General features: G+C 71.1%; 20 protein-coding genes and 2 pseudogenes. 9 read left to right on the forward strand and 13 right to left on the reverse strand.

Features of this window, described 5'->3' with window-relative positions; all coding sequences use genetic code 11:
- Positions 1-66: 66 nt before the first annotated feature.
- Positions 67-300: pseudogene (locus tag ACIRQP_RS11400) on the reverse strand (hypothetical protein); the annotation flags it as partial.
- Positions 301-364: 64 nt separating this feature from the next.
- A complete protein-coding gene (locus ACIRQP_RS11405) occupies positions 365-1,558 on the reverse strand; it encodes an RNA-guided endonuclease InsQ/TnpB family protein (protein ID WP_403886928.1) in 1,194 nt (397 codons plus the stop codon).
- Positions 1,559-1,678: 120 nt separating this feature from the next.
- Here ACIRQP_RS11405 and ACIRQP_RS11410 point away from each other — a divergent pair, with 120 nt between their 5' ends.
- Positions 1,679-1,825 (forward strand): hypothetical protein, encoded by a 147-nt coding sequence (locus tag ACIRQP_RS11410; RefSeq protein ID WP_403886931.1) that lies wholly within the window; start codon positions 1,679-1,681, stop codon positions 1,823-1,825.
- 2,103 nt (positions 1,826-3,928) lie between these two features.
- On the opposite strand, the gene ACIRQP_RS11415 is transcribed toward ACIRQP_RS11410, so the two are convergent.
- Positions 3,929-4,321 carry an HNH endonuclease gene (locus ACIRQP_RS11415; protein WP_403886934.1) on the reverse strand — a complete coding sequence of 131 codons (393 nt, stop codon included), beginning with the start codon at positions 4,319-4,321 and terminating at the stop codon, positions 3,929-3,931.
- Positions 4,322-4,399: 78 nt separating this feature from the next.
- Positions 4,400-4,624, reverse strand: a complete 225-nt coding sequence (locus ACIRQP_RS11420) for a hypothetical protein (RefSeq protein WP_403886937.1) — start codon at positions 4,622-4,624, stop codon at positions 4,400-4,402.
- A gap of 323 nt (positions 4,625-4,947) precedes the next feature.
- On the opposite strand from ACIRQP_RS11420, the gene ACIRQP_RS11425 reads away from it, so the two are divergent.
- The 3 genes from ACIRQP_RS11425 (at position 4,948) to ACIRQP_RS11435 (ending at position 7,069) form a co-directional block, all read left to right on the forward strand.
- On the forward strand, positions 4,948-6,153 hold the full coding sequence (locus ACIRQP_RS11425; protein ID WP_403886940.1) for a helix-turn-helix domain-containing protein: 1,206 nt from the start codon (positions 4,948-4,950) through the stop codon (positions 6,151-6,153).
- 102 nt (positions 6,154-6,255) lie between these two features.
- The gene (locus ACIRQP_RS11430; protein ID WP_403886943.1) at positions 6,256-6,747 is read left to right on the forward strand and encodes a hypothetical protein; all 492 of its coding nucleotides are present in this window, start codon (positions 6,256-6,258) and stop codon (positions 6,745-6,747) included.
- A gap of 154 nt (positions 6,748-6,901) precedes the next feature.
- Positions 6,902-7,069, forward strand: a complete 168-nt coding sequence (locus ACIRQP_RS11435) for a hypothetical protein (protein ID WP_403886945.1) — start codon at positions 6,902-6,904, stop codon at positions 7,067-7,069.
- A 255-nt stretch (positions 7,070-7,324) separates the two neighbouring features.
- Here the strand turns inward: ACIRQP_RS11435 and ACIRQP_RS11440 are convergent, their stop codons facing one another.
- The 6 genes from ACIRQP_RS11440 to ACIRQP_RS11465 all read right to left on the reverse strand — a co-directional run bounded on the left by ACIRQP_RS11440 (position 7,325) and on the right by ACIRQP_RS11465 (position 15,884).
- Positions 7,325-8,509 carry an acyl-CoA dehydrogenase family protein gene (locus tag ACIRQP_RS11440; RefSeq protein WP_403886948.1) on the reverse strand — a complete coding sequence of 395 codons (1,185 nt, stop codon included), beginning with the start codon at positions 8,507-8,509 and terminating at the stop codon, positions 7,325-7,327.
- Entirely contained in the window at positions 8,506-10,554 is a 2,049-nt protein-coding gene (locus tag ACIRQP_RS11445; protein WP_403886951.1) for an acetyl/propionyl/methylcrotonyl-CoA carboxylase subunit alpha, read from the reverse strand. Before ACIRQP_RS11445 ends, ACIRQP_RS11440 begins: the two co-directional genes overlap by 4 nt.
- A 7-nt stretch (positions 10,555-10,561) precedes the next feature.
- Complete coding sequence (locus ACIRQP_RS11450) at positions 10,562-12,169, reverse strand: acyl-CoA carboxylase subunit beta (protein ID WP_403886954.1); 1,608 nt, start codon at positions 12,167-12,169, stop codon at positions 10,562-10,564.
- Positions 12,166-13,938 (reverse strand): acyclic terpene utilization AtuA family protein, encoded by a 1,773-nt coding sequence (locus tag ACIRQP_RS11455; protein ID WP_403886956.1) that lies wholly within the window; start codon positions 13,936-13,938, stop codon positions 12,166-12,168. Before ACIRQP_RS11455 ends, ACIRQP_RS11450 begins: the two co-directional genes overlap by 4 nt.
- A complete protein-coding gene (locus ACIRQP_RS11460; RefSeq protein WP_403886959.1) occupies positions 13,938-14,732 on the reverse strand; it encodes a TIGR03084 family metal-binding protein in 795 nt (264 codons plus the stop codon). Before ACIRQP_RS11460 ends, ACIRQP_RS11455 begins: the two co-directional genes overlap by 1 nt.
- A gap of 87 nt (positions 14,733-14,819) precedes the next feature.
- Positions 14,820-15,884, reverse strand: coding sequence for an EamA family transporter (locus ACIRQP_RS11465; protein WP_403887167.1), 1,065 nt, complete (start codon positions 15,882-15,884; stop codon positions 14,820-14,822).
- A gap of 273 nt (positions 15,885-16,157) precedes the next feature.
- Here ACIRQP_RS11465 and ACIRQP_RS11470 point away from each other — a divergent pair, with 273 nt between their 5' ends.
- Positions 16,158-17,015 (forward strand): LysR family transcriptional regulator, encoded by an 858-nt coding sequence (locus tag ACIRQP_RS11470; RefSeq protein WP_403886962.1) that lies wholly within the window; start codon positions 16,158-16,160, stop codon positions 17,013-17,015.
- A 319-nt stretch (positions 17,016-17,334) separates the two neighbouring features.
- A complete protein-coding gene (locus ACIRQP_RS11475; RefSeq protein WP_403886966.1) occupies positions 17,335-18,288 on the forward strand; it encodes an alpha/beta fold hydrolase in 954 nt (317 codons plus the stop codon).
- 129 nt (positions 18,289-18,417) lie between these two features.
- Here the strand turns inward: ACIRQP_RS11475 and ACIRQP_RS11480 are convergent, their stop codons facing one another.
- Positions 18,418-21,357 (reverse strand): FAD-binding and (Fe-S)-binding domain-containing protein, encoded by a 2,940-nt coding sequence (locus ACIRQP_RS11480; RefSeq protein ID WP_403886969.1) that lies wholly within the window; start codon positions 21,355-21,357, stop codon positions 18,418-18,420.
- A 149-nt stretch (positions 21,358-21,506) separates the two neighbouring features.
- On the opposite strand from ACIRQP_RS11480, the pseudogene ACIRQP_RS11485 reads away from it, so the two are divergent.
- The 3 genes and pseudogenes from ACIRQP_RS11485 to serC all read left to right on the forward strand — a co-directional run.
- Positions 21,507-21,593, forward strand: a pseudogene (locus ACIRQP_RS11485) (DUF742 domain-containing protein); the annotation flags it as partial.
- Complete coding sequence (locus tag ACIRQP_RS11490) at positions 21,577-22,266, forward strand: GTP-binding protein (RefSeq protein WP_403886972.1); 690 nt, start codon at positions 21,577-21,579, stop codon at positions 22,264-22,266. The pseudogene ACIRQP_RS11485 and the gene ACIRQP_RS11490, both read left to right, overlap by 17 nt.
- A 161-nt stretch (positions 22,267-22,427) precedes the next feature.
- Entirely contained in the window at positions 22,428-23,546 is a 1,119-nt protein-coding gene (serC, locus tag ACIRQP_RS11495) for a phosphoserine transaminase (RefSeq protein WP_403886974.1), read from the forward strand.
- A gap of 92 nt (positions 23,547-23,638) precedes the next feature.
- Here serC and ACIRQP_RS11500 read toward each other — a convergent pair whose 3' ends face one another.
- Positions 23,639-24,478, reverse strand: a complete 840-nt coding sequence (locus tag ACIRQP_RS11500; RefSeq protein ID WP_403886977.1) for an ABC transporter permease — start codon at positions 24,476-24,478, stop codon at positions 23,639-23,641.
- Positions 24,475-25,566 (reverse strand): ATP-binding cassette domain-containing protein, encoded by a 1,092-nt coding sequence (locus ACIRQP_RS11505; RefSeq protein WP_403887175.1) that lies wholly within the window; start codon positions 25,564-25,566, stop codon positions 24,475-24,477. Before ACIRQP_RS11505 ends, ACIRQP_RS11500 begins: the two co-directional genes overlap by 4 nt.
- Between the last annotated feature and the right edge of the window lie 78 nt (positions 25,567-25,644).

Genomic DNA, 25,644 nt, shown 5'->3' on the forward strand with positions numbered 1-25,644 from the left:
TGGTGATGCCCCGTTCGTGCGCCGTGATGACCAACACGGGCCTGGCCGCCGGTGGCTGCGTCTGCGTCACGTGTTGTTCCTCTCGCGGTCCCGCGCTTCCCGGTCTCTCAGTTCACGTCTGAGGATCTTTCCGGAGGCGGCGCGGGGTACGCCTCCGACGAATTCGACCCGGCGGACCTTCTTGTACGGGGCGACCCGGTCGACGACGAAGAGCCAGCCGTCGGCGTCCACCCGGCCGACATCGCCGGTATGCACCCAGCCCGCGGCGTCGATCAGTTCGGCGGTGGCGTCGGGCCGGCCGGGCCGGGGGCGGCCGTCCCAGATATCCCTTCTTGACGCTCTCCTCCCTGAGGGGAGGACATTCTTACGGCTCGCGCCGTGAGACTTCCTGCTTCATCGCCGACTGCCCGCCCGGAGAACTCCGTTGAGGTCTTACACCAGCTCCACAGGCCGCAACCGCCCGTCCGGCGGCCAGAAGGTTCTTCGCCGCGTTCACGTCCCGGTCGTGGGTCGTCCCGCAGGCGCACGTCCAGGTGCGGACGCTGAGCGGCATCTTGTCGGCCAAGGTTCCGCAGGCGGAGCACAGCTTGGAGGAGGGGAACCACCGGTCTACGGCGATCACTTCCCGCCCGTACCAAGCGGCCTTGTACTCCAGCATGCTCCGGAACTCCGACCACGCGGCATCACTGATGGCGCGGGCCAGGCTCCGGTTCTTGACCATGTTGCGTACGGTCAGGTCCTCGATCACGAGCGTTTGGTTTTCACACACGAGTCGAGTGGTCAGCTTGTGCAGGTGGTCCCGACGCCGGTCGGTGATCCGGGCATGGACCTTGGCCACCTTGAGGCGGGCCTTGGCCCGGTTCGCCGAGCCCTTCTCTTTACGGGCCAGGGTGCGCTGGGCCTTCGCCAGGCGGTTCCGGTCCCGGCGTTCGTGCCGGGGGTTGGCGATCTTCTCACCGGTGGACAGGGTCAGCAGGTGGTCGAGTCCGACGTCGATGCCGACCGCCGTATCGGTGGCGGGGAGCGGCTTCACGCTCGCGTCCTCGCCCAGCATCGAGACGAACCAGCGTCCGGCCGCGTCCTGGGACACGGTCACCGTCGACGGGCTCACGCCCTCGGGCAGGGGCCGGGACCAGCGGATGTCCAAGGGTTCGGACATTTTGGCCAGCGTCAGCCTGCCGTCCCGGAACCGGAAGCCCGAGGTGGTGTACTCCGCGCTCTTGCGGGACTTCTTCCGCGACTTGAAGCGCGGGTACTTCGCCCGCTTACCGAAGAAGCTGGTGAACGCCAGTTGGCGGTGCCTGAGCGTCTGCTGGAGCGGAACCGAGGACACCTCGTTCAGGTACGCGAGTTCCTCGGTCTTCTTCCAGGCGGTCAGCATTGCCGACGTGGCGTTGTAGTTGACCCGCTCCTGCCGCGTCCATGCCTCGATACGCGCGGCGAGCGCCATGTTGTAGACCTTCCGCACACACCCGAACGTGCGCGACAGCTCCGCTGCCTGCGCATCGCTCGGATAGAAGCGGTACTTGAACGCCCGCTTCACACGGCTCGTGGACACGCTCACAAACTAGCAGGCCACCAGTTAAGAGCAAATCTACCGGTCAGGGCACTGCGATCCGCCCTTGCGGCGAATCGCAGCCCGCTGCCCTGCTCCGCAGGAGTCCGATTCCTCTCCGGCGTGAACGCCAGAGTATCCACGGAGGAAGCAGAAGACCTGCGGGCCGCGCATGAGGATCTCGCCCTCGGCGCCCGGACCGAGGTCCTTGTTCGGGTCGTCCAAGGCGACGACGCGACCACGTCGGGGGCGGCGCCCACGGTGACGTAGGCGCGCCCGTAGACGAGGGCGTCGAGGTGGGCGAGCTGAGATTCCTCGTCGAGGTCATTGGCCTGCCACACCACTGCCACAGACGATCACCGGCGTCCGCTGCCCCGTTCAGCCTGAAGCCCTCCAGGTCCAGGCGCTCTTCGAGCGCATCGACATACAGAGCAGGCCAGTTGACCATCGTCGACAACCTCCGCATCTCCGGCGGCAGCGACAAGCCGATGGAGGCGAGACGGACACGCCCCTCTTAAGTAGCGATCGAGGCGGGTGTGGGTGTGGGCGCCGCTCGTCAGCTTGCGTTCGAGCCGCACGACGACCGCCGAAGGTTCCACAACATGCCTCCTCTCGAAGCTACTTCTGTGACGCTGACAGGCTTTCATTTAGTGAGCTTCGTACGGCACAATGGCTTCACTTCCGCTCGGGGGATTTGGACGCCCCTCCCCGTACGAACTCGGGTTCGCCAGCCGAGAGAGTCGGTGCGAGGCGCTTCCATAAACGACGTCGGAGATGTGTCGGCGTAACGCGTTGTGGAAGGCGGTTGGAGCCCGAAGCTCCCTGGCCCGAGAGGACCTTGTGCGCATGGCGAGCACCATCGACCCGTGAGGGCACGGCCGCTGCTCGGCCTGGTTTCAGGGGGCGCCCTGATACCCGTCGCGGTGGCCTACCCGTGGGTTGCCCTCATCCCTCTATTCGGCGCACTAGCCATACTGGCCTGTGTTGTTGTCCCCGGCGTCTGGTCTGCGAAGCCAGCTCGGCGGCGGGACGCCAGAGCCATGACCGAACTACTGCTTGGGATGCCTCCTCGGAGGCACCGGTGACCCCTACTGAGACGTGTCGTGCTCCACCGGCCTGTTCGCCAAGGGAGGGAAGGGACTGTGCCGAGCCGTGCCTTACTGCACGATTCCGGCTGCCTTCCTATGAGCGCCACTCAACTCGCGGGGCGCGTCACCGCGGTCTGTCGGCGCGCGGCCTAGGCTGGGGCGTCGGGCAGCTTCAGCGACTTGAGCAGTCCGGCCAAGCACCGTGCGGTGCTGGCGCACCTCGGACACCAAGGGAGGCGACGAGTTGCCCCATGGAGCCCTTCACCGTCAGCGGGGCGCCGGCGAGTTCGGCCTCCAGGCGCTCGATGATGTCGGCCTCCCGGCAGGCGTCGGTGAGGAGGCGTACCTCATCGGGGCGCAGCTCGTAGCGCTCGACGACCTCGCGCCACAGGCGGCGGTCGGCCGCGTCGAGCTTGGTCGGCGGGCGCGGCTTGGGGCGCTAACTGGAGGGGCCGGCCATGGCGCATCCCCCCAGCGGTGGCGAGGTCGGGCGGAGAAGCGGGGCAGCCGCACGCATGGCCGGGGCGCTATGACGCTGCGGTCAAAATTCGGACATCCGGGGCGAGGGATCTCCCCCCTGGGCTAGTGATTATCTGCCGTGTTGTTCCAGCAATGAGCTCGTCGCTCGGCGGCGACACGCGGCGGGGTGCTGCTCAGCCAGCCGTTGGCGCGGGTGAGGCGGTCCGACCCAGCTAGGCGGCACCGTACGGGCCGCTGCGGTCCGAGGCAACCGTCGTGGGCGCACCCATTCGTGACCCTGGTCACACCCAATCTTCGTGACCCAAGTCACTCACCCTTTGGATCGCAGGCACACAACACCAAGGACCCCAGCAAGCAAGGCGAAACTCACCCACAAGCCACCGCTCACCATGCAATCATTTGACATGTGGGGCGACAGGCTTGATTTTAGCGCCACCGCCTAGGCTATAGCTGCGATTGCAAGGACGGGTGCGGCTGTAGGGTGAGCCACGCCCCGGCTGCCCGGTCCCGCCGTGTGAGGTGGCGGCCCCCTGTGCTACCAGGGAACCGCCGGGGTCCCATGACTATGAGGAGAGACCCGATGGCACACACTACGCGGCGTCGACGCCGCCTGTTACTCGTCGCTGCCGCGGTACTGGGCACTACAGGGCTGTTCGCGGTCCTCGTACTGGCAGGCGTAATCGATGACGAGCGTGCGTCCGCAGCAGCGGCCATTGTGACGGCTGGTACGGGCATCACGCTATGGATCTTGCGTAGGGGACCGCGAAGTTCTCCAGACGAGGGGACCGAGCCGACTCCCTGAGTCTCAGGCGCCTACGATCCGGCCCGCGTCGGCCCTCGCCCTACAGTCGGCGGGCGGGGGTTGCGGCGTAATCAGGCGCCGCTGGGCTGAGTGTGAGCAGTAGATTACGACACGGCGCGCTACTCGGCCGGCCGTTGCCGGGGCCGCTTCGCTCGAGACTTCGCGGCGGCCCTTGCCGCCCTCGCTGCTCGACTTGGTGCGGTGGCACGGGTCGGAGTGGATCGCTGCAAGGTTGTCCAGCGCGTGGTTGTCGCCGGAGGTGATGTGGTCCACCTGGTCGGCGCCGTGCTTGCCGCACACGTGGCACACGCCGTTGTCCCGGCGGAGGATCGCGGCGCGCATGACGGGCCAGTTGGGCGGCAGACGCCGGGCACGGTCGCTGGTGTTCCAGGCCACGGCTCCCCCTTTCTGCACATGAGAAGGGGGGCCTCGCTCGCCGCGGGCACCCCTTCGGTCCATTGCTGACGCGCTACGTCAGACCGGCTCGTTCACGATGACGATCTCGCTGTTGTCGCTGTTGCGATAGGCGGAGCACCCGCCGCACAGGGGCGTCTCTACGTCCTGCACGTTGAAGGTGCCGATGGCGCGGCGTGCGAAGCAGACCTCGCAGGTCTCGTCGATCTCCTGAAGGCTACGGAAGAGCGTTACCTCCGCTTCCGGGGTGATGGCGTCCAGCTTGATCAACGCGTCCACCGTCATGCCGTCCTCGTTCCTACCGTCGGTGTGTCCAGCCGTCCCGCTGCTGCGGGACGGCTGGACAGTACGGAGGTGACCGGGGCGGTGGAGCGCGGTCGCAGCGCGGTGCGGCGGGCCTCCGCGCCCCGGGCACGTAGTGGACCCTTCCGTCGCCGGCCGCCCTCGCCGGAGTCACCGGCGCCGCCACCGGGCTGCTCGCCCTGCTCCGCTGACGCTCAACACCGCGACCCCTGACTGGCCTTCACGGGCTAGGCAGAGGCGCTTCGTCGTGCCCGGAGCCGACCGGGCGTACCGTTCTGAGTGTCTAGGCCAGAACGGAGTTCAGCATGCCACAGAGCAATGAGGAGCACACCGGCGCGCGGATCGTGGACTACCGGAAGCTCCGCCAGATGACTCAAACAGCCCTGGCGCAAAGATCGTTCCTCGCCCGAAGCACCGTCGCGAAGGTCGAAGCCGGGCTCTCGCCCGCCACTCCCACCGTGGTCGCTGCCATCGCCCGCGCCCTCCAAGTCGAGCCCGCGGTCCTCCACGGCCAGCCCTACACCGCCGAGTTGCAACAGGACCATCTCGACCGGTTGATCAGCCCACTCTCTGAGGCCCTGGACCTGTACGACCTAGGCCCCGACCCGGACATTACGCCGCGGCCCGTCGTCCAGATCGCAGCGGACGTAGCAGCCCTGTGCAAGGCATCGTGCGCCACCGAGTACAAGAACGTCGGTACCCAGCTGCCGGGCCTCGTTGGCGAATTGACCACGGCTGTCGCGCTGCTTCCCGTCGGGGAGGAGCGGCTGCGCGCGAGCAAGTGCCTGGCCTGGTCGTACTGGGTGTCTTACGAGTTCGCCTATCGGCTCGGCTACCACCATCTTGCGACGATCGCCCTTGAGCGCATGGGGTGGATGTCGGAGCAGGCACAGGACCCACTGCTTCTCGCCGTCCGCCTGGCCAAGCGGTCCAGCATGCTCCTCCGACGAGGGGATAACCGAATGGCGGGCCGAATCATCGAGCGCGGTCATGCCCTCGTCGAGCAGTCCGAGGACCGGCGATCCGTGGACGCGCTCGCCGTCACCGGAAGCCTCCACCTTGCGTCGGCCATCGCAGCCGCTCAAGCCCGGAACGGAGACAGCGTCAAGGGCTACATGGGCCTGGCCAACAAGGCGGCGGACGAGATCGGCCGTGACGTGCCTGACGCGTACTGGACTTCCTTCGGCAAGACGAACGTTCTGCACTACGAGGTGGCGACCCGAGTGGAGCTGGGCCAGCTTGGCGATGCGGTCAAGGAGGCCAAGAAGCTGCACTTCCCGGCGGACCATCCGAAGATGAGGATGGGCCGGTACTTCATGGAGATGGGCCGGGCTTACGCCCAGATGGGGCAGGCGGAGGCGGCACACCGGGCGTTGCGCCAGGCGCGTAAGGTCGCCCCCCAACAGGCCCGTTATCACCCGCTGATGCGCGAGACGATCGGCGCTCTCGTGCGCAGGCAGCGCCAAGCGTCCGACTCTCTGGCGGCGATGGCCTCTTGGGTCGGCATGTAGCAGGAGGGCACGGCCCGAGTGTTCCCGAGACGGGAACACTGGCAGCTCCCCCGGTCGGGATGATGTGACGAGAGCCTCACCCCCCGTCACATGGAGCCGACCATGCCCCCTATGCCCATCCGTGGCAGGACCGAGACCGCCATCACCCGCTGGCTGGCCTCCACCGTCCCCACGCCGGACATCGCTCATCAGGACTGGCAAGACGGCCGCCCCGGAGTACTCCGGTGCGGAATCCGCTTCGACGCCGTCCGTATGCCCCACGAGTTGGTGAACGCCGCGGCTGGGAGCACCGCGCCGGACAAGGCTGCAGGATTCCTGGCCGAGGTCCTTGACGGCCCGGTGATCTGCCATCCGGGCCAGTGGTACTACGCGCTGGTGCCACCGGGTACGGCGGAGGTCTGGCGCTCGCCCTGGGCTTGCGTGCGCGGCATCGGCGGATGGCTCGGGGTATCCCGCCCGGACCGCACAGAACCCAGCGCGGTCAGCGTGTACTGGTCCGTGCCCATGGCGGAGGCCGGCACTCTGTGCTCGGCCGACGCGGTGGCCAGGCTGCTGCGTCTGGGGCACGCCCGTGTGGAAGACGTCGCCCAGTGACCACAGACGAGACGGCCCGCACCTACATCCCCTCGCTCTGCTGAATCGCGCACAGCGACGGTGTCCGACGCTGCACCGAGCACGAGGACCACAACGGCGATCATTACCACTGCTACAGCCGCACGCACTGGCCACGCCAGGTGGGAGAGACACAGTGACCGCCACCAGGGCAGCCACGTATATGGCGCCCGCCTGCCGCATCGGCGAGCACGCGGAATGCCCCGGCCCGGGGGAGACGCGACTGCCCTGGCAGACCGTCACCCAGCCGCCCATCGAGACCCTGCACTGCGCCTGCGACTGCCACCGGAAGGGCCAGTCATGACGAAGTGCCCCGGCGGCGGCCACGACTTCCCGGTAGAGGACGAGGAAGGCGCCCGCTGCGAACCGCACGGCATCACCCTGCTGTGGAACGGCGACCCCATCACGGAGGACGACCTCCCCTCGGAGCCCGGCGCCCTGGCCCCGTGCGGACCGTGCATGGCGGCCCGTATGTTCGGCCTCGGCTCTCCGCACCGGTGCACGGGCCGGAGCGTCGCCCGCGCCCTGGTCACCAGGATGGCGCTGTCGGAGCCCTGTGTCAGTAGGACTTGGGGAGACCCAGGGACTGATGGGATACGTAGTTCAGGATCATTTCCCGGCTGACGGGCGCGATCCGGGCCACGCGGGCGGCGGTGATGAGGGACGCCAGACCGTACTCACGGGTGAGCCCGTTGCCGCCGAGGGTGTGTACGGCCTGGTCGACGGCCCTGACGCAGGCTTCCGCGGCGGCGTACTTGGCCATGTTGGCGGCCTCGCCCGCGCCGGTGTCGTCGCCCGCGTCGTAGAGGTGGGCGGCCTTCCGCGTCATGAGGCGCGCGAGTTCGAGTTCGATATGGGCCTGGGCGAGCGGGTGCGCGATGGCCTGGTGGGCGCCGATCGGCTCGTTCCACACCTGGCGGGTCTTCGCGTACTCGACGGCCCGGTCCAGCGCGTAGCGGCCCATGCCGAGGGCGAAGGCGGCGGTCATGACGCGCTCGGGGTTGAGCCCGGCGAAGAGCTGGAGCAGCCCGGCGTTCTCGTCGCCGACGAGCGCGTCGGCGGGCAGCCGTACGTCGTCGAGGACCAGCTCGAACTGCTTCTCCACGGCCTGGAGTTCCATCTCGATCGGGGAGCGGTGGAAGCCTTCGGTGTCGCGGGGGACGATGAACAGGCACGGCTTGAGGCCGCCGGTCCGTGCGTCCTCGGTACGGCCGACGATGAGGGTCGCGTCGGCGATGTCGACTCCGGAGATGAAGACCTTGCGGCCGTTCAGCACCCAGTCGTCGCCGTCCCTGCGCGCCGTGGTCGTGATGCGGTGGGAGTTGGAGCCGGCGTCGGGTTCGGTGATGCCGAAGGCCATGGTGAGGGAGCCGTCCGCGAGACCGGGCAGCCACTGCCGCTTCTGCTCGTCCGTACCGAAGCGGGAGATCACGGTGCCACAGATGGCGGGCGAGACGATCATCAGCATCAGCGGACAGCCAGCTGCCCCCAACTCCTCCAGCACGAGGGAGAGTTCGGCGATCCCGCCGCCTCCGCCGCCGTACTCCTCGGGGAGGTTCACGCCGAGGTGACCGAGCTTGCCGGCCTCGTGCCAGAGGGTCTCGCGGTCGTATCCGCGTCCGTGGCGCCGGCCGAGGGCGGCGACGGCGGCGCGGAGTGCGGTGTGCTCTTCGCTCTCGATGATGACGCTGCTGCTATTGCTGTTGCTGCTGTTGCGGTCACTGCTGTGGCTACGGGGGCTCATTCTGACGATTCCTCCTGTGCGTCCTGTACATCCTGTGCGTCTGTGTCGGTGACGACGGCGAGCAGGGCCCCGACCTCGACCTGGCGGCCGGGGGCGGCATGGAGCGCGGTGAGCGTGCCGGAGGCGGGAGCGGTGACGCGGTGCTCCATCTTCATGGCCTCCAGCCAGATGAGCGGCTGCCCGGCGGTGACCCGGGCGCCTTCGGCCAGCCCGGCGGCGAGCCGTACGACGGTTCCGGGCATCGGCGCGAGCAGCGACCCGGGCGGGGTGCGGTGGCCGGTCTCGCTGAACCGCGGCCGGGCGATCAGCCGGTACGCGCCGGTGGCGCTGTCAACATGGACCTCGTCGCCGTATGTACGGACGTCGAAGTGCCGCACGACACCACCGATTTCGAGGCTCACGCGGTGGGGGGAGACGGCAACCGCCCGCACCTCGTCGCCGTCGTCGCCCTCCACGACGAAGCCGTCCCGGGTGGCTCGGTAGCGCACCTCGTGCTCCCCGTACGTCTTGCGCTGCGCGGGGGCGGCCATATTGCGCCAGCCGCCGAGCCGCGCGGGGAGCGTGTCGCCGGTGGTACGTGCCGCCGCGTCGGCGAGCGCGGCGGCGACGGCCGCGTGCCGCTCGCCGGGGACCGGGGCGGTGAGCGCGTCCAGATGGCGTTCGTAGAACCCGGTGTCGCACCGCCCGTCGATGACATCGGGGTGGCCGAGCGTCCGTACGAGCAGCTCCCGGTTGGTGCCGGGGCCGTGCACCCGGGCGCGCCGCAGCGTGTGCCGGAGCGCGCGCAGCGCCTCGGCCCGGGTGGGGGCCCAGACGATGACCTTGGCGAGCATGGCGTCGTAGTGCACCCCGATGGTGTCGCCGTGCGTGTAACCGGTGTCGACGCGCAGGCGTGGCGCGGAGGCGGCCACCGGCACAAGCCCCGACGCCTGCCCCGACGCCTGCCCCGCCATCCGACCCGGGACCTGGGCCGGCACCTGGGCCGACGCCTGCCCCGGCACCTCCAGCGCGTGCAGCCGCCCCGTCTGAGGTGCCCACCCGGCCGCCGGATCCTCCGCGTAGAGTCGCGCCTCCACCGCGTGCCCATGGGCGGCCGGCGGCTCCGCCGGAAGTGCCGCACCCTCCGCGACGGCGAGTTGCAGGGCCACCAGATCCAGCCCGAACACCTCTTCCGTCACCGGGTGTTCGACCTGGAGGCGGGTGTTCATCTCCAGGAAGTACGGCCGCCCCTCGGGCGAGAGGAGGAACTCGACCGTGCCCGCGCCCCGGTAGTCGACCGCTCGGGCCGCGGCCACGGCCGCCTCGCGCAGTACGGCACGCAGTTCGTCCGGGAGGCCGGGCGCCGGGGACTCCTCGATCACCTTCTGGTGTCTGCGCTGGAGGGAACAGTCCCGGGTGCCCAGCGCCCACACCGTGCCGTGCGCGTCCGCCAGGATCTGCACCTCCACATGCCTGCCGCGTTCCATATACGGCTCGGCGAAGACCTCCCCGTCCCCGAAGGCGGATGCCGCCTCCGCCGAAGCGGCCTTCAACTCCTCTTCCAATAGAGCGAGTTCGCGCACGATCCGCATACCGCGGCCACCGCCGCCCGCCGCCGCCTTCAGCAGCAGCGGCAGGTCGGCCCCGACGGCGCCGGCCGGATCCACCGGCGCCAGCAGCGGTACGCCCGCCGCCGCCATCAGTTCCTTCGCCCGGGTCTTGGACGCCATCGCCTCGATGGCGCCGGGCGGCGGTCCGACCCAGACGAGGCCCGCGTCCAGCACCGCCCGCGCGAACTCGGCGTTCTCGGAGAGGAAGCCGTACCCGGGATGCACCGCGTCGGCGCCCGCCGCGAGCGCCGCCTTCACGATCAGGTCGCCGCGCAGATAGGTGTCGGCGGGCGCGGCCCCCGGCAGCCGTACGGCCGCGTCCGCCTCCCGTACGTGCAGCGCTTCCGCGTCGGCGTCCGAGTGGACCGTGACGGTCGCGATCCCCCGTTCGCGGCAGGTCCTGAAGACCCGGCAGGCGATCTCGCCCCGGTTGGCGACGAGCAAGGACTCGATCATCTGGACCTCACATCCGGAAGACGCCGAAGCCGCCCCGCACACCCTCGACCGGGGCGGTGTGGACGGCGGACAGGCACAGGCCGAGGACGGTACGGGTGTCGCGCGGGTCGATGACCCCGTCGTCGTACAGCCGCCCGGACAGGAACATCGGCAGCGACTCGGACTCGATCTGCCGCTCCACCATCGCGCGCAGCGCGGCGTCCTCCTCCGCGGCCTTGTCGTCGTACGGCTGTCCCTTGGCCGCCGCCGAGGCCCGCGCCACGATCGACAGGACCCCGGCGAGCTGCTGCGGGCCCATCACCGCGGACTTGGCGCTAGGCCAGGCGAAGAGGAAGCGCGGGTCGTACGCGCGGCCGCACATGCCGTAGTGCCCGGCGCCGTACGAGGCGCCCATCAGCACGGACAGATGCGGGACGCGGGAGTTCGAGACCGCGTTGATCATCATCGCGCCGTGCTTGATGATGCCGGCCTGTTCGTACTCCCGGCCGACCATGTAGCCGGTGGTGTTGTGCAGGAAGACGAGCGGGATGTCGCGCTGATTGGCGAGCTGGATGAAGTGCGCGGCCTTCTGCGACTCGGCGGAGAACAGCACGCCCTGCGCGTTGGCGAGCACCCCCACCGGATAGCCGTGCAGCCGGGCCCAACCGGTCACCAGGCTCGGCCCGTACAGCGGTTTGAACTCGTCGAAGTCCGAGCCGTCCACGATCCGGGCGATGACCTCGCGCGGGTCGAAGGGGATCTTCAGATCGCCGGGGACGATGCCGAGCAGTTCGTCCGCGTCGTACTTCGGCGGCTCGACCGGGCCGGGATCGGGGTGCGCCTTGCGCCAGTTGAGCCGGGCGACGATGCGCCGCGCACGCCGGATCGCGTCCTGTTCGTCCATCGCGTAGTGGTCGGCGAGCCCGGACGTACGGGCGTGCATCTCGGCGCCGCCGAGCGACTCGTCGTCGCTCTCCGCGCCGGTGGCCATCTTCACCAGGGGCGGGCCGCCAAGGAAGACCTTCGACCGTTCCTTGATCATGACGGTGTGGTCGGACATCCCGGGGACATACGCGCCGCCCGCCGTGGAGTTGCCGAAGACGACCGCGACGGTGGGGATACCGGCGGCGGAGAGCCGGGTGAGGTCACGGAAGAGCGCGCCGCCGGGGATGAAGATCTCCTTCTGGGAGGGGAGATCGGCGCCGCCCGACTCGACCAGGCTGATGACGGGCAGCCGGTTGGCGAAGGCGATCTCGTTGGCGCGCAGGGCCTTCTTCAGCGTCCAGGGGTTGGAGGCGCCGCCGCGTACGGTCGGGTCGTTCGCGGTGACCAGACACTCGACGCGCTCGACCACGCCGATGCCGGTGACCATGGACGCGCCGACGGGGTAGTCGCTGCCCCAGGCGGCGAGCGGGGACAGTTCGAGGAACGGGGTGTCGGGGTCGAGCAGCAGCTCGATCCGCTCCCGCGCGAGCAGCTTGCCGCGTCCGCGGTGCCGGGCGACGTACTTCTCCCCGCCGCCCGCCAGGGCTTTGGCGTGTTCGGCGGCCAGTTCGCCGAGTTTGCCGAGCATGGCGGCGCGGTGGGCGCCGTAGTCGGCGGACGCGGGGTCGAGGGCCGAGGAGAGCACGGTCACAGCAGGACCTCCGGGATATCGGCGTGCCGGGCGCGCAGCCACTCGCCGAGCGCCTTCGCCTGGGGATCGAAGCGGGCCTGCGCGGCGACGCCCTCACCGAGCAGCCCCCCGACGGTGAAGTTCACGGCGCGCAGCCGGGGCAGGAGATGGCGGACGACGGTCAACTCCCGGCTTTCGGGAATCAGTTCACGGAATCTGTCGGTCGTCAGCGTATGGGCGAGCCAGCGCCAGCCGTCCTCGCTCCTCGCCCAGACACCGACGTTGGCGTCGCCGCCCTTGTCGCCGCTGCGGGCGCCCACGACGAGCCCGAGGGGCGCGCGCCGGGTGGGCAGGCCGGCGGGCAGCGGTTCGGGCGGGGCTGGCGCCGGGACCGGCTCAAGCGCCGTGGTACGTGACGGAGCGGGCACCGCCACGCGCCGCCCGTCGGGGAGCACTGCCGTGTGGACGGCCTCGGACGCGTCCACGTATGCCGCCTCGAAGACGCCATACGGCACGCCGTTGCCCGGCGGGGCGGTCACATGGAACCCGGGGTAGCTGCCGAGCGCCAGCTCGACCGCCGCCCCGCTGACCGCCCGGCCCACCACCTCCGGATCGCTGTCGCGCACGACGAGACGCAGCAGGGCGCTGGCGGTCTCCTCGGTGTCCGCGTCCGGCCGGTCCGTACGGGCGAGCTCCCAGCGGACCTCGGCGGGGCGCCGTCCGGCGAGCGCGTCCTCGACCTGGCCGCGCACCAGCCGGGCCTTGGCGTCGATGTCGAGGCCGGTGAGGACGAAGACGATCTCGTTGCGCAGGCCGCCGAGCCGGTTGAGGCCGACCTTGAGTGCCGGGGGTGGCGGCTCGCCCCGTACGCCGGAGATTCTGACGCGGCCCGGCCCGTCCTGGTCCAGCCGTACGGTGTCGAGGCGTGCGGTGACATCGGGTCCGGCGTACCGGGCGCCGCCGGTCTCGTAGAGCAGCTGCGCGGTGACCGTACCGATGTCGACCACACCGCCCGTGCCGTCGTGCTTGGTGATGACCGCCGAGCCGTCGGCGTGGATCTCGGCGAGCGGGAAGCCGGGCCGCCGTACATCGTGCCGTGTGAAGAAGGAGTAGTTCCCGCCGGTCGCCTGCGTACCGCACTCCAGCACATGGCCGGCGACGACCGCGCCCGCGAGCGCGTCGAGATCACCGGGGCGGTCGGGGTTGTCGGCGTCCCAGCCGAAGTGCGCGGCGGCGGGCCCGGTCACCAGCGCCGCGTCCGTCACACGTCCGGTGACCACGACATCGGCTCCGGCCCGCAGGCAGGCGGCGATCCCGGCGCCGCCGAGGTAGGCGTTGGCGGTGAGGACGCCGTCGCCCCAGCCGCCGCGGGCGAGGAGATCGTCCCCCTCGACATGGGCGACCCGTACCGGCACGCCCACCCGCCCGGCCAGTGCGCGTACGGCGGCGGCGAGTCCGGCCGGGTTCAGTCCGCCCGCGTTGGTGACGATCCTGACGCCCCGTTCATGGGCGAGTCCGAGGCCCTCCTCCAGCTGCCGCAGGAACGTCTTCGCGTAGCCGGCGTCCGGGTTCTTCAGCCGGTCCCTGCCGAGGATGAGCATGGTCAGCTCGGCGAGGTAATCACCGGTGAGGACATCGAGCGGACCGCCCGTGAGCATCTCGCGCAGCGCGTCGAAGCGGTCGCCGTAGAAGCCGGAGGCGTTCCCGATCCGCAGCACTCCGGGCAGGGAACCGGCCGGGGATCCGAGTGAGGAACCGGGCGGGGAACCGGGCGGGGAACCGGGCGCCATCAGGCGTCCTTGGGCGCGCGGCCGGGGCCCGCCGGTCCGGCGAAAGCCTGCGCGATGTCCAGCCACGCGTCGGCGTCGGCGCCCTCGGCCCGTACGGCGAGATCGGCGCGGTGCGCCCGCTGGGTCGCCAGCAGACAGAAGTCGAGCGCCGGACCGGTCACCCGCTGGGCGGCGTCCTTGGGGCCGTACGTCCACAACTCCCCGCCGGGACCGGTCAGTTCGATGCGGAACGGTTCGGCGGGCGGCTGCTCGCCCCGGACGAGGTAGGCGTAGTCACGGGCCCGTACGCCGATCCATGCCACATGCCGCAGTCGCGCGGTCGGTTCGCGCCGTACGCCGAGCGCGTCCGCGATGTCCTGCCCGTGTGCCCAGGTCTCCATCAGCCGTGCGGTCGCCATCGAGGCGGCGCTCATCGGCGGCCCGTACCAGGGGAAACGTGCGCCGGGCGGCGCCCCGCGCAGGGCCAGGTGCAGCCGCGCGCGGCCGTCGCGCCACCGGGCGAGCAGTTCGGCGGGCGGGAGTAACGCGCCGGTCGCCGCACCCTCGTCGACGAAGGTGTCGGGGGCGGCGCGGGCCCTGCCCGATTCCGCGGCGAAGGCCCCCGGGTCGGTCACGGCGAGCAGCGCGGCGGAGTCGGTCCAGACCAGATGTGCGATCTGATGGGCGATGGACCAACCGGGTGACGGGGTCGCCAGGGCCCATCGCTCAGGCCCCAGCGGGGCGAGCAGCCGGTCGAGTTCCTCGCTCTCGCCGCGCAGATCGTCGAGCACTTCGGCGGAGCCGGAGTCGGACACGGATGCGCTCCCCTCGGGACACGGCGGTGTGCGTGCCCCGGAGCATGGCAGCGCCCGGAGAAACAATCAAGCGTGCTTGCTTTGCTGTTACCGGACCTCTTCCCGGGCCGCCCCCCGGGCCTCTCCCCGCGCTTGTCCCCGGGCCTGTCCCCGGGGCTCTCCCGTCGCCTCGGCCCGGGTCGACGTGGGGGTCGGCTTCGAGGCCGGCTCGGGGGCCGGCCCCGAGGCCGCCTTCGGGTTCCCGCGGCCGATCTGGGTCCGTACGGCGCCCATGCTCGCCGCGATGACCAGCGCGATCGCCAGCGCGTCGGTGACGGAGAGCGCCTGGTGCAGGACGAGGAATCCGGCGGTCGCCGCGACAGCCGGTTCCAGACTCATCAGCACGGCGAAGGTGGGGGCGGGCAGCCGCCGCAGGGCGAGCAGCTCAAGGGTGTACGGAAGGACGGAGGACATCACCGCGACCGCGAGAGCGAGCCCGATCGTGGAGGGCACCAGCAGTTTCGAGCCGGACTCCACGACGCCCAGCGGGAGGGCGAGCAGCGCGCCGACCGCCATCGCCAGCGCCAGCCCGTCGGCCTGCGGGAAGCGTCGGCCGGTGCGCGCGCTGAAGACTATGTATGTGGCCCACATGACACCCGCCCCGAGCGCATACGCCGTGCCCACGGGGTCGAGCCGGTCGAAACCGCCGCCACTGAGCAGCAGCACACCGCCAAGCGCGAGCCCCGCCCACAGGAAGTTGACCAGCCGCCGCGACACGATCACGGAGAGCGCGAGCGGCCCGATGACCTCCAGGGTGACGGCCGCGCCCAGCGGGATACGGTCGGCCGCCTGGTAGAAGAGGCAGTTCATGGCGGCCAGGACGGCGCCGAAGGCGATCACCGTGCCCCAGTCGGCGCGCGAGTGGCCGCGCAGGGCGGGCCGGCAGACCGCGAGCAGCACGATCGCGGCGAGCGCGAGCCGCAGCGAGACGACACCGAGGACGCCGGTCCTGGGCATCAGCAGGACGGCGATGGCGGCACCGAACTGTACGGAGAGCCCGCCCGCCACGACCAGGGCGACGGGCCCGAGGGTCCGCTTGCCGCCGACGGGCCCGCCGGGCCCGTCGGAGTCGCCGGGATGCGCGGCCTCGACGGACCCGGTCGCTTCCGGCAGTGAGACACCGGCCGCGACACCGGCCGCGGCGTCAACAGGCGCGGCGTCAACAGTGACAGCGGCATCGACAGCGGCAGCGGCAGCGGTACGCGGCTCTTCCACCGGATTCCTCCCTCAGTTCGCTTCAATGGACTCGCAGTTCAACATACTGCACTTGCGTGACTGCTCGCGGGCCACCTTCGGGCCACCTTCGGGCTGCCTTCCACGGTCACGCTACGGCCCCGGGGTCCATCCCGTGAAATACCGATTGGGCTGCCGTTATGCTCGGGACGCATGAGCATTGAGCTGCGTCACCTCCGCTGCTTCCTCGCCATCGCCGAGGAGTCCAGCGTGACCCGGGCGGCTGCCCGGCTGCATCTCACCCAGCCCGCCGTCTCCCGCGCCCTCGCCGCGCTGGAGAAGCACCTCGGCGTACGGCTCGCGGAGCGCTCCACCCACCATCTCGCCCTCACCGCCGAGGGGCGCGCCTTCCGCGAGCGGGCGGCCTCGGCCGTCGCCGCGTTCGACGACGCCCTCCACGCCGAGCGGCTGCGCAGCAGGCCGCTCAGGCTCGGGCACGCGTGGTCGGCCTTCGGCCCGTACACCACGCCGCTGCTGCGCCGCTGGGAGCGGGAGCGGCCCGAGACCCCGCTCGAACTGCTGCGGATCGACGACCGTACGGCCGGACTGGCGCGTGGCGAGGTCGACGCGGCGCTGCTGCGCGGCCCGGTGGAGATACCCGGGCTGGTCACGGAACTGCTCTTCACCGAGGCCCGGATCGCGGCGGTCCCGGCGGACGGGCCGCTGGCGGCGCGTACGTCCTTGACGCTCGCGGACCTGGTGGCCCAACCGCTGATCGTGAACAAGGTCTCGGGCACCACGAGTCCGGCGCTCTGGCCGCCGGGGGCGGGTCCCGCGACCACCGTCACGGTCACCAACACCGACGAGTGGCTGACGACCATCGCGGCGGCGCGCGGCATCGGCGTCACGGGCGCCTCGACGGCCGCCGTGCACCCTCACCCCGGGGTCGCCTACCGCCCCGTGCCCGACGCTCCGCCGCTCCAGGTCTTCCTGGTCCGGCGCGAGGGCGCCGCGCATCCGGCGATCCCCCGTCTCGCGGCCCTGGCCCACGAACTGGCGTCGGGAACATGACCGCGCCGACGTCAGGAGCATGACCGTGCCCGTGCCGACGCCGGGACCACGACCGCGCTCGACCGCGCCTGACCGCGTCCGAGCTCACCCGACCGCGTCCGACCGGACCCGTTCGCGGCCGATCGCGCCCCGTTCACCCGCATGCCCGCCACCGCGCGCCCCCTCGGCAGGGGGTGAACACACTGATGTCGACTCGCCCTCACCCGTTTCACCAGAGGAGAGAGACATGCCCATGCCATCCACTCCCGGGCGGCGGACACGTTCGCGTCCCGGCCCGAGGAGAGGTCCACGTTCCGGCCCTCGGATACGTTCGCACCACGTGTGCGCCCTCGCCGCGATGTTCACCGCGACGGCGTTCGCCAACGCCATCCCCGCCGCCGACGCCGCAGCTGCCGCCGACCACTCGGGGAGCCTCGGCGTCACCGCCGCCAAACCGACGATCGTGCTGGTGCACGGCGCCTTCGCCGACGCGTCGAGCTGGGGCGAGGTCGTCCCGAACCTCCAGAACGACGGCTACCGCGTCATGGCCCCCGCCAATCCGCTGCGGGGTCTGCACGGCGACGCGGCGTACATAGCCAGCTTCCTCAGAAGCATCAAGGGCCCGATCGTGCTCGTCGCCCACTCCTACGCCGGCGCGGTGATCAGCGGCGCCGCGATCGGCAATCCGCACGTCAAGGCGCTCGTCTACATCAACGCGCTGATGCCCGACAGGGGCGAGGTCCTCTCCGTCCTGTCGGCCAAGTTCCCCGGCAGCGAACTCGGTACGGCCACGATCTCCGTACCGTTCACCGGGCCGGACGGATCCACCGGCACCGATCTCTACATCAAGCCCGAGCGGTTCCGGCCGGTGTTCGCCGCCTCGCTCCCGCCGTCCGTCACGGCGGTGCTCGCGGACACCCAACGCCCGATCAACGCACAGGCGTTCGCCGACACCGCCGGCCCCGCCGCCTGGAAGACCATCCCCTCCTGGGCCCTCGTCTCCAGCCAGGACAAAACCATCTCCCCCGAGCTGGAGCGCTTCGAAGCCGAGCGGGCTCGGTCTCATACCGTCGAGATCAATGCCCCGCACCTCGCCATGCTCGCCGATCCCAGGGCCGTCACCGACCTGATCCTCGACGCCGCCCGGTCCCGGGCGGCGGGCGGAGAGCCTGACGGGACGCTGGCCGCGTCGGGCCCCACCCCGTCGGTTGTCGTCGGGGTCGCCGGAGCGGCTGTCATCGCGGGGGCGAGCCTGGTCTCAGCGGCCCGCAGGCGCCGGCCTACCGCGAGCTGACGCGCGGGAGCGCGAGCACAACAGGAGACAGGAGCACAGGAGCACAAGCACGGGATCCGGCCGAGGGGTCCGGGCGGTTCACGGCGCGCAGGCCACCCGCCACCGTCACCACCGTCACCGCCCCTCCCATCACCGCCCCTCGGCCGGCCCTTCCGTCGATTCCTCCATCAGCGCCTCCGCGAGCACCTCCGCCAAGTGCCGTGCCCGGTGGCCGCCCAGCTGCGCGAGTTGGGTACGGCACGAGAAGCCGTCCGCCAGGATCTCCGTCCCCTTTCCGGCCGCCCGCACCGACGGCAGCAGCTGGTCCTCCGCGCAGGCCACCGAGACGTCGTAATGGCCGCGTTCGAAGCCGAAGTTGCCCGCCAGCCCGCAGCAGCCGCCGCTCAGTTCGCCGGTCAGGCCCGCGCGCTCACGCAGCCGGCGGTCCGCCTCGTCGCCCAGGACCGCGTGCTGGTGGCAGTGCGTCTGGCCGGTGACCGGACGGTCGAGCCGGGGCGGCCGCCACTGCGGCGCGCACTCCTCCAGGGCCTGGGCGAAGGTCCGTACGGACGCGGCCAGCCGCGCCGCGCGCGGGTCGTCTCCGAGCAGCTCCGGCAGGTCCGTGGTGAGCGCGCCCGCGCAGCTCGGTTCCAGGACGACGACCGGCAGGCCCGCGTCCACCAGCGGTTCCATCAGGTCCAGCGTGCGGCGCATGACCGTACGCGCCCGGTCGAGCTGGCCCGTCGAGACATACGTCAGTCCGCAGCAGACCCGGCCCCCCTGCGGGGGCGCCACGACACCGATCCCGGCCGCCTCGAACACCCCTACCGCCGCCCGGCCCACCGACGGCGTCAGATACTCGGTGAAGGTGTCCGGCCACAGGACGGCGGAACGGCTTCGGTCGAAGACCTCCGTACGGGCCTTCACATGCCGCCCCAGCCACCGTCCGAAGGGCTCGGGCGCCAGCCGCGGAATCGCACGCTCCGGGGCGATGCCCCCCAGCCGCTTGGCGAGCGACGCCAGCGGGCGCACCCGCGCCGCCGCGTTCAGCACCCGCGCGAACGGCGCCGCCAGCCGCAGCCAGCGCGGCAGCAGGCCCATCGCGTAGTGCGCGGCGGGCCGCATCCGGCCCGCGTAGTGGTGGTGCAGGAACTCCGCCTTGTACGTGGCCATGTCCACGCCCACGGGGCAGTCGCTGCGGCAGCCCTTGCAGGACAGACAGAGATCCAGCGCGTCCCGTACCTCCGTCGACCGCCAGCCGTCCGTCACCACCTCGCCCGCGAGCATCTCGTGGAGCAGCCGGGCGCGCCCGCGCGTGGAGTGCCGCTCCTCGCCCGTCGCGCGGAACGACGGGCACATCACCCCCGGCCCGGAATGCGCTCCCACGCCCGAACCGGGCCCGCCCACCCGGCACTTGGCGACGCCCACACACCTGCGTACGGCCGCCGAGAAGTCCCCGCCTCCCGGCCCGTCGTGCGGATAGCCGAACGCGACCTCGACGGGCTCGCGCGGCAGCACCGCGAAGCGCAGATTCTCGTCGAGCCGGGCCGGGCGGGCCAGCACGCCCGGGTTCATCCCGCCCGCCGGGTCCCACAGGTCCTTGAACCGGCCGAAGAGCCCGACCAGCTCGTCCCCGTACATCTTCGGCAGCAGCTCCGAGCGCGCCAGCCCGTCGCCGTGCTCACCCGAGAGCGAGCCGCCGTGCGCGACGACCAGCGACGCCACCTCCTGAGAGAAGCGCCGGAAGCGCCGTACGCCGTCGTCGGTCAGCAGGTCGAAGTCGATACGGACATGGATGCAGCCGTCGCCGAAGTGCCCGTAGGGCGTGCCGCGCAGGCCGTGTTCCGCGAGCAGCGCGCGGAAGTCGCGCAGATAGGCGCCGAGCCGGGCGGGCGGCACCGCGCAGTCCTCCCAGCCGGGCCACGCCTCCGTGTCGTCGGGCATCCGGGTCGCGGTCCCGGCCGCGTCCTCCCGTACGCGCCACAGCGCCCGCTGCCCGGCCGGGTCGGCCACGACCGTCCCGTCCAGCGCGTCGGCCGCGCGGAGGATCGTGGTGGCGGCGGCCCGTGCCTCGCCGGGCGTCGCGCCGCCGGTCTCCACGAACAGCCAGGCCCCGCCGCGCGGCAGTCCGTGCCCGCTGTCGCCCCGTACGCGTACGAGGTCCTCGGACATGCCCTCGACCGTCAGCGGACCGTACGGGAGGAGCCCGGCCGCGGCTTCGGCGGCGGCGCTCTCGTCCGGGTAGCCGAGGACGGCCAGGGCGCGGGCCGGGGGCGACTCGACGAGCCGTACCGTCGCTTCGGTGACGACCCCGAGGGTGCCCTCGCTGCCGCAGAAGGCACGGGCCGGATCGGGGCCGGCCTCGGGCAGCAGCGCGTCCAGCGCGTATCCGGAGATCCGCCGGGGCAGCCCGGCGGGGAAGCCCGTGCGCAGCGGTGCGAGATTGCTCTCGACCAGCTCGCGCACCCCGGCGGGGACGCCGTCCCAGCCCCTTCCGAGTCGCAGTGCGGCGCCTCCGTAGGTGGTCACCGACAGCTCGTGGACATTGTCGGCGGTCGTGCCCCAGGCCACCGAGTGCGCTCCGCACGAGTTGTTGCCGATCATCCCGCCGAGCGTGCACCGGCTGTGCGTGGACGGATCGGGGCCGAACGTCAGCCCGTACGGCCGTACGGCCTCGCGCAGCTCGTCCAGGACGACGCCGGGCTGGACGACCGCCGTGCGCGCCGCCGCGTCCACCGACACGATCGACCGCAGATGGCGGGTGAGGTCGAGCACCACGCCCAGGCCCGTGGCGTTGCCGGCGATCGAGGTCCCGGCGCCGCGCGGCACCACCGGCACCCCGTACGTACGGCAGACCGCCAGCGCCGCCGCCACGTCCGCCGCGTCGTACGGGGCGACGACGCCGACCGGTACCCGCCGGTAGTTGGACGCGTCCATGGTCGTCAGCGCTCTGGCCGCCGCGCCGAAGTCCACCTCACCGCGCACGGCCGCCGTCAGCGCCGCGGCCACTTCGGTGGCCGGTGGGGCGTCCCTCGCCGGTGCCGTCGCTTTTCGTGCGTTGCGGGTATCCCGCGTATCGCGCTCAGCCATGAATCCAGCATGCCCCCGTCGCACTCACCGTCCCGGTTTTTCCGGGTTCGCCGCTCCCGGAACAGCGAAGAAAGGAAACAGGAACCTCCCAAACTGATCGCCAATTCTCATATAGTGGCCACCGTTTGACACTATCCAACAGCGCCCGCGCCCCTCATCCCCGGACGGCCCGGGCGGCCGACCGCCTTCCCGATCCCCACATCCTGGAGCAGGTGCGCGTTGGACTCCGCGACCTCCGAACGGGCCACCAGCCCGTCAACGGCCCGGCCCACCCTGGCCAGTACCGCCGACAACGGTCTGAAGATCGTCATCGTCGGCGGCTTCGCTGTGGGCAAGACGACCATGGTCCGTTCCGTCAGCGAGATCCGTCCCCTCAACACCGAGGAGGCGATGACGCACGCGGGCCGGGACATCAGCGAACTCGCGGGGCTCGACGGACTCCAGAGGAAGAACACGACCACCGTCGCCTTCGACTTCGGCCGGATCTCCCTCGACGCGCGGTCGGTGCTCTATCTCTTCGGGGCTCCTGGGCAGGAACGCTTCTGGTACCTCTGGGACCGGCTCTTCTCCGGCACACTCGGCGCGGTCGTACTCGTCGACACCCGCCGCCTCTCCGACTCCTGGTACGCGATCGACCGGCTGGAGCACCACGGCATCCCCTTCATCGTGGCCTGCAACGACTTCGGCGGGCCCGTCCACACCGAAGAGGAGATCCGTGCGGCGCTCGTACTGACGCCGGACGTGCCGCTCGTGGAGTGCGACGCGCGGGACCGCTCGTCCAGCAAGTACGTACTGATCACGCTCGTCGAGTACCTCCACGCCCTGTCCGAGAGAAGAGCGGCGGCCACGGCCCCGGGCGCGAAGGCGGAGACCGCCCTGGAGTCAGCCGCCCCGGGGGCGGCTCCCTGACGACCGCCCTACTCCGTAAGGGTGAAGCGCTGATCGCGGAGGCGCGGGCGGCGGCGACACGGGCGGGGCCGCCGTGACCTCCTTCCCACCACCCGGACGGGGTGTCTCACCCGACGGACACGGTTATCGACCGTGCGCCGGGAGCGACTACGCTCCGACTCGTGGCCGATATCCAGATTCCCGCTGACATCAAGCCCGCCGACGGCCGTTTCGGCGCAGGCCCCTCCAAGGTGCGGACGGAGGCGGTGGACGCGCTGGCCGCCACCGGTACATCGCTCCTCGGCACATCCCACCGCCAGGCCCCGGTCAAGAACCTGGTCGGCGCGGTGCGCGAGGGCGTACGGAGCCTCTTCGAGCTCCCCGAGGGCTACGAGGTGATCCTGGGTAACGGCGGCTCCACCGCCTTCTGGGACATCGCGACGCACGGTCTCATCGAGAACAAGTCTCAGCACCTCTCCTTCGGTGAGTTCTCCTCCAAGTTCGCCAAGGCGGCGAAGCTCGCGCCGTGGCTGGCCGACCCGACCGTCATCTCCGCCGACCCCGGCTCGCACCCGGACCCGGAGGCCGAGGCGGGCATCGACGTCTACGCGTTCACCCACAACGAGACCTCCACCGGTGTCGCGGCCCCGGTCAAGCGCGTCGCGGGCGCCGACGAGGGGTCGCTCGTCCTCGTCGACGCGACCTCCGGCGCGGGCGGCCTGCCGGTCGACATCACCGAGACGGACGTCTACTACTTCGCCCCGCAGAAGTCCTTCGCCTCCGACGGCGGCCTGTGGATCGGCGTCTTCTCGCCGGCCGCGCTGGAGCGCGCCGCGCGCGTCCACGCCTCAGGACGCCATGTCCCCGAGTTCTTCTCGCTGCCGACGGCGATCGACAACTCGCTGAAGAACCAGACGTACAACACCCCGGCGCTGGCCACGCTTTTCCTCCTCAACGAGCAGCTCAAGTGGCTCAACTCCCAGGGCGGCCTGGACTGGTCGGTCCGCCGTACGGCCACCTCCTCGCGCACGCTCTACGGATGGGCCGACGCCTCCAAGTACGCGACGCCGTTCGTGGTCGACCCTGCGAAGCGCTCGCAGGTCATCGGCACGATCGACTTCGCGGACGAGATCGACGCGGCGGCCGTCGCCAAGACGCTGCGCGCCAACGGCATCGTCGACACCGAGCCCTACCGCAAGCTGGGCCGCAACCAGCTGCGGGTGGCGATGTTCCCGGCGATCGACCCGGCGGACGTCACGGCGCTGACGGAGTGCATCGACTATGTGATCGAACGCCTCTGACGGTTCGGATCCGATGATCCGGAACTTCGCTTCCCGGGCCCCGGCGCGCACACACCGCGCCGGGGCCCGTCCCATGCGCCCCGGACCTCGTCTCATCTGCTCAGCCGCTTGAACCTCCGTACGGCCAGCGGTACGAACACCGCGGTGAGCGCCACCGGCCAGGCCACCGACAGCAGCAGTGCGTGCTCCTCCGGCCAGCTGCCGCCGCTCGCCACCGGATTGCCGAACAGCTCCCGCGTCGCCGTCACCGTCGAGGACACCGGGTTCCACGCGGCCACGGTGCCCAGCCAGTCCGGCATCAGCGAGGGCGCCACGAAGACGCTGGAGATCATCGTGAGCGGGAAGGCGATCACGAAGAGGTTCCCGGCCGCTTCCGGGCCGGGGACCAGCAGTCCCAGCCATACCCCCACCCATATCAGCGAGAAGCGCAGGAGCAGCAGCAGTCCGAAGGCCCCCAGCGCGCCCGGGAATCCGCTGTCCCACCGCCAGCCGATCACGAACGCCGTCACGGCCAGGATCAGCAGTTCCGCGACCGCCGTGAGCAGATCGCCGACCCCCCGGCCCGTGACCACCGCCGACGGGGCCATCGGCATCGACCGGAACCGGTCGATGACCCCCTTGGTGCTGTCGGTGACCACCGCCAGCGCCGTGTTCATGAAGCCGAAGGCCATCGTCATCGCGAACATCCCGGGCATCAGGAACTCCCGGTAGTCGCCCCCGCCCGGCACCTTCATGGCGCTGCCGAAGACATATCCGTACAGCAGCACCGAGATGATCGGGAAGCCCAGCTGCCAGACGATATAGACCGGCTGGCGCTGGTAGTGCGTCAGCCCTCGCCGTACGACATTCCAGCAGTCGGCCACCGCCCAGTACGCCCGGCCATGGCCGCTTCCGTAGTCGCTCCCCGTCTCCAGATCCAGCGCGACACTCATGCCGCCACCCCCTCCTTCACGCCCGGGGCCACGTCCCCGTCCGGGCCGGCGCCGGTATCCGCACCGGCATCGGCGTCGGCGCCCGTACGGCGCCCGGTCAGCCGGAGGAACACATCGTCGAGGCTCGGCCTGCGCAGCCCGATGTCCTCCACCGCCGTCCCCCGGTCCTGGAGCGTGCGCGCCACCTCCGTCAGCGCGGCCACCCGGTCGCTCACCGCCGCGTGCACCCGGCGGGCCGCGTCGTCCGTCTCCACCGCCGCGTCGGCCACCCGCGCCACCGCCTCGACCGCCGCCGGTATGTCCGCGTGCTCCGCCACCACGACCTCGATCCGGTCACCGCCCACGGTGTTCTTCAGCTCCGCCGGGCTGTCGTCCGCGATCGCCCGCCCCTGGTCGATGACCGTGATGCGCGAGGCGAGCTTGTCCGCCTCGTCCAGATACTGCGTGGTGAGCAGTACGGTCGTACCACCCGCCACCAGGGCTCGGACCGCGTCCCACACCTCACCGCGGCCACGCGGATCGAGACCGGTCGTCGGCTCGTCGAGGAAGAGGACCTGCGGGGCGAGGATCATCGACGCCGCCAGGTCCAGGCGGCGTCTCATCCCGCCGCTGTACTCGCCGACGCCCTTGCCGCCCGCCTCCACCAGATCGAACTGCTCCAGCAGTTCACCGGCGCGCAGCGCCGCCCGCCGTCCGCCCAGGTGGAAGAGGCGGCCGAACATCTCCAGGTTCTGCCGGCCGGTCAGGATCTCGTCGACCGCCGCGTACTGCCCGGCGAGGCCGATCCTGCTCCGTACCCCCCGGGGATCGCGCGCCACATCGACGCCCGCCACCTCCGCCCGCCCGGCGTCGAACCGCAGCAGGGTCGCCAGAACACGGACCGCGGTGGTCTTGCCCGCGCCATTGGGCCCGAGCAGCCCGTGCACGGTGCCTCTGCGCACGGCGAGGTCGAAGCCGTCGAGCGCGTACGTCCCTCCCCGCTCCCCGTACCTCCCTTTTTCTCCCTTCTCTCCCGCCGCTCCCTTCTTCCGCTTCCCCCTCTTTCCGCCCTTCTCCCCGAACCTCTTCCGGATCGCCTCCGCCAGCACGGCGTGGTCGTTCACAGCCCCTCCCAGGCAAGCAATCGATCAACTGAGTACAGCGTACCCACATGAGAGTACACCGTA

Source organism: Streptomyces sp. NPDC102274, from assembly GCF_044766385.1.
In the GTDB taxonomy this organism is placed as follows: Bacteria; Actinomycetota; Actinomycetes; order Streptomycetales; family Streptomycetaceae; genus Streptomyces.

Coding starts and splice junctions, on each gene's coding strand:
- ACIRQP_RS11420 (WP_403886937.1), bottom strand. CDS start 4,624: ATGACGGTGGACGCGTTGATCAAGCTGGACGCCATCACCCCGGAAGCG.
- ACIRQP_RS11425 (WP_403886940.1), top strand. CDS start 4,948: ATGCCACAGAGCAATGAGGAGCACACCGGCGCGCGGATCGTGGACTAC.
- ACIRQP_RS11430 (WP_403886943.1), top strand. CDS start 6,256: ATGCCCCCTATGCCCATCCGTGGCAGGACCGAGACCGCCATCACCCGC.
- ACIRQP_RS11440 (WP_403886948.1), bottom strand. CDS start 8,509: ATGAGCCCCCGTAGCCACAGCAGTGACCGCAACAGCAGCAACAGCAAT.
- ACIRQP_RS11445 (WP_403886951.1), bottom strand. CDS start 10,554: ATGATCGAGTCCTTGCTCGTCGCCAACCGGGGCGAGATCGCCTGCCGG.
- ACIRQP_RS11455 (WP_403886956.1), bottom strand. CDS start 13,938: ATGGCGCCCGGTTCCCCGCCCGGTTCCCCGCCCGGTTCCTCACTCGGA.
- ACIRQP_RS11470 (WP_403886962.1), top strand. CDS start 16,158: ATGAGCATTGAGCTGCGTCACCTCCGCTGCTTCCTCGCCATCGCCGAG.
- ACIRQP_RS11480 (WP_403886969.1), bottom strand. CDS start 21,357: ATGGCTGAGCGCGATACGCGGGATACCCGCAACGCACGAAAAGCGACG.
- ACIRQP_RS11500 (WP_403886977.1), bottom strand. CDS start 24,478: ATGAGTGTCGCGCTGGATCTGGAGACGGGGAGCGACTACGGAAGCGGC.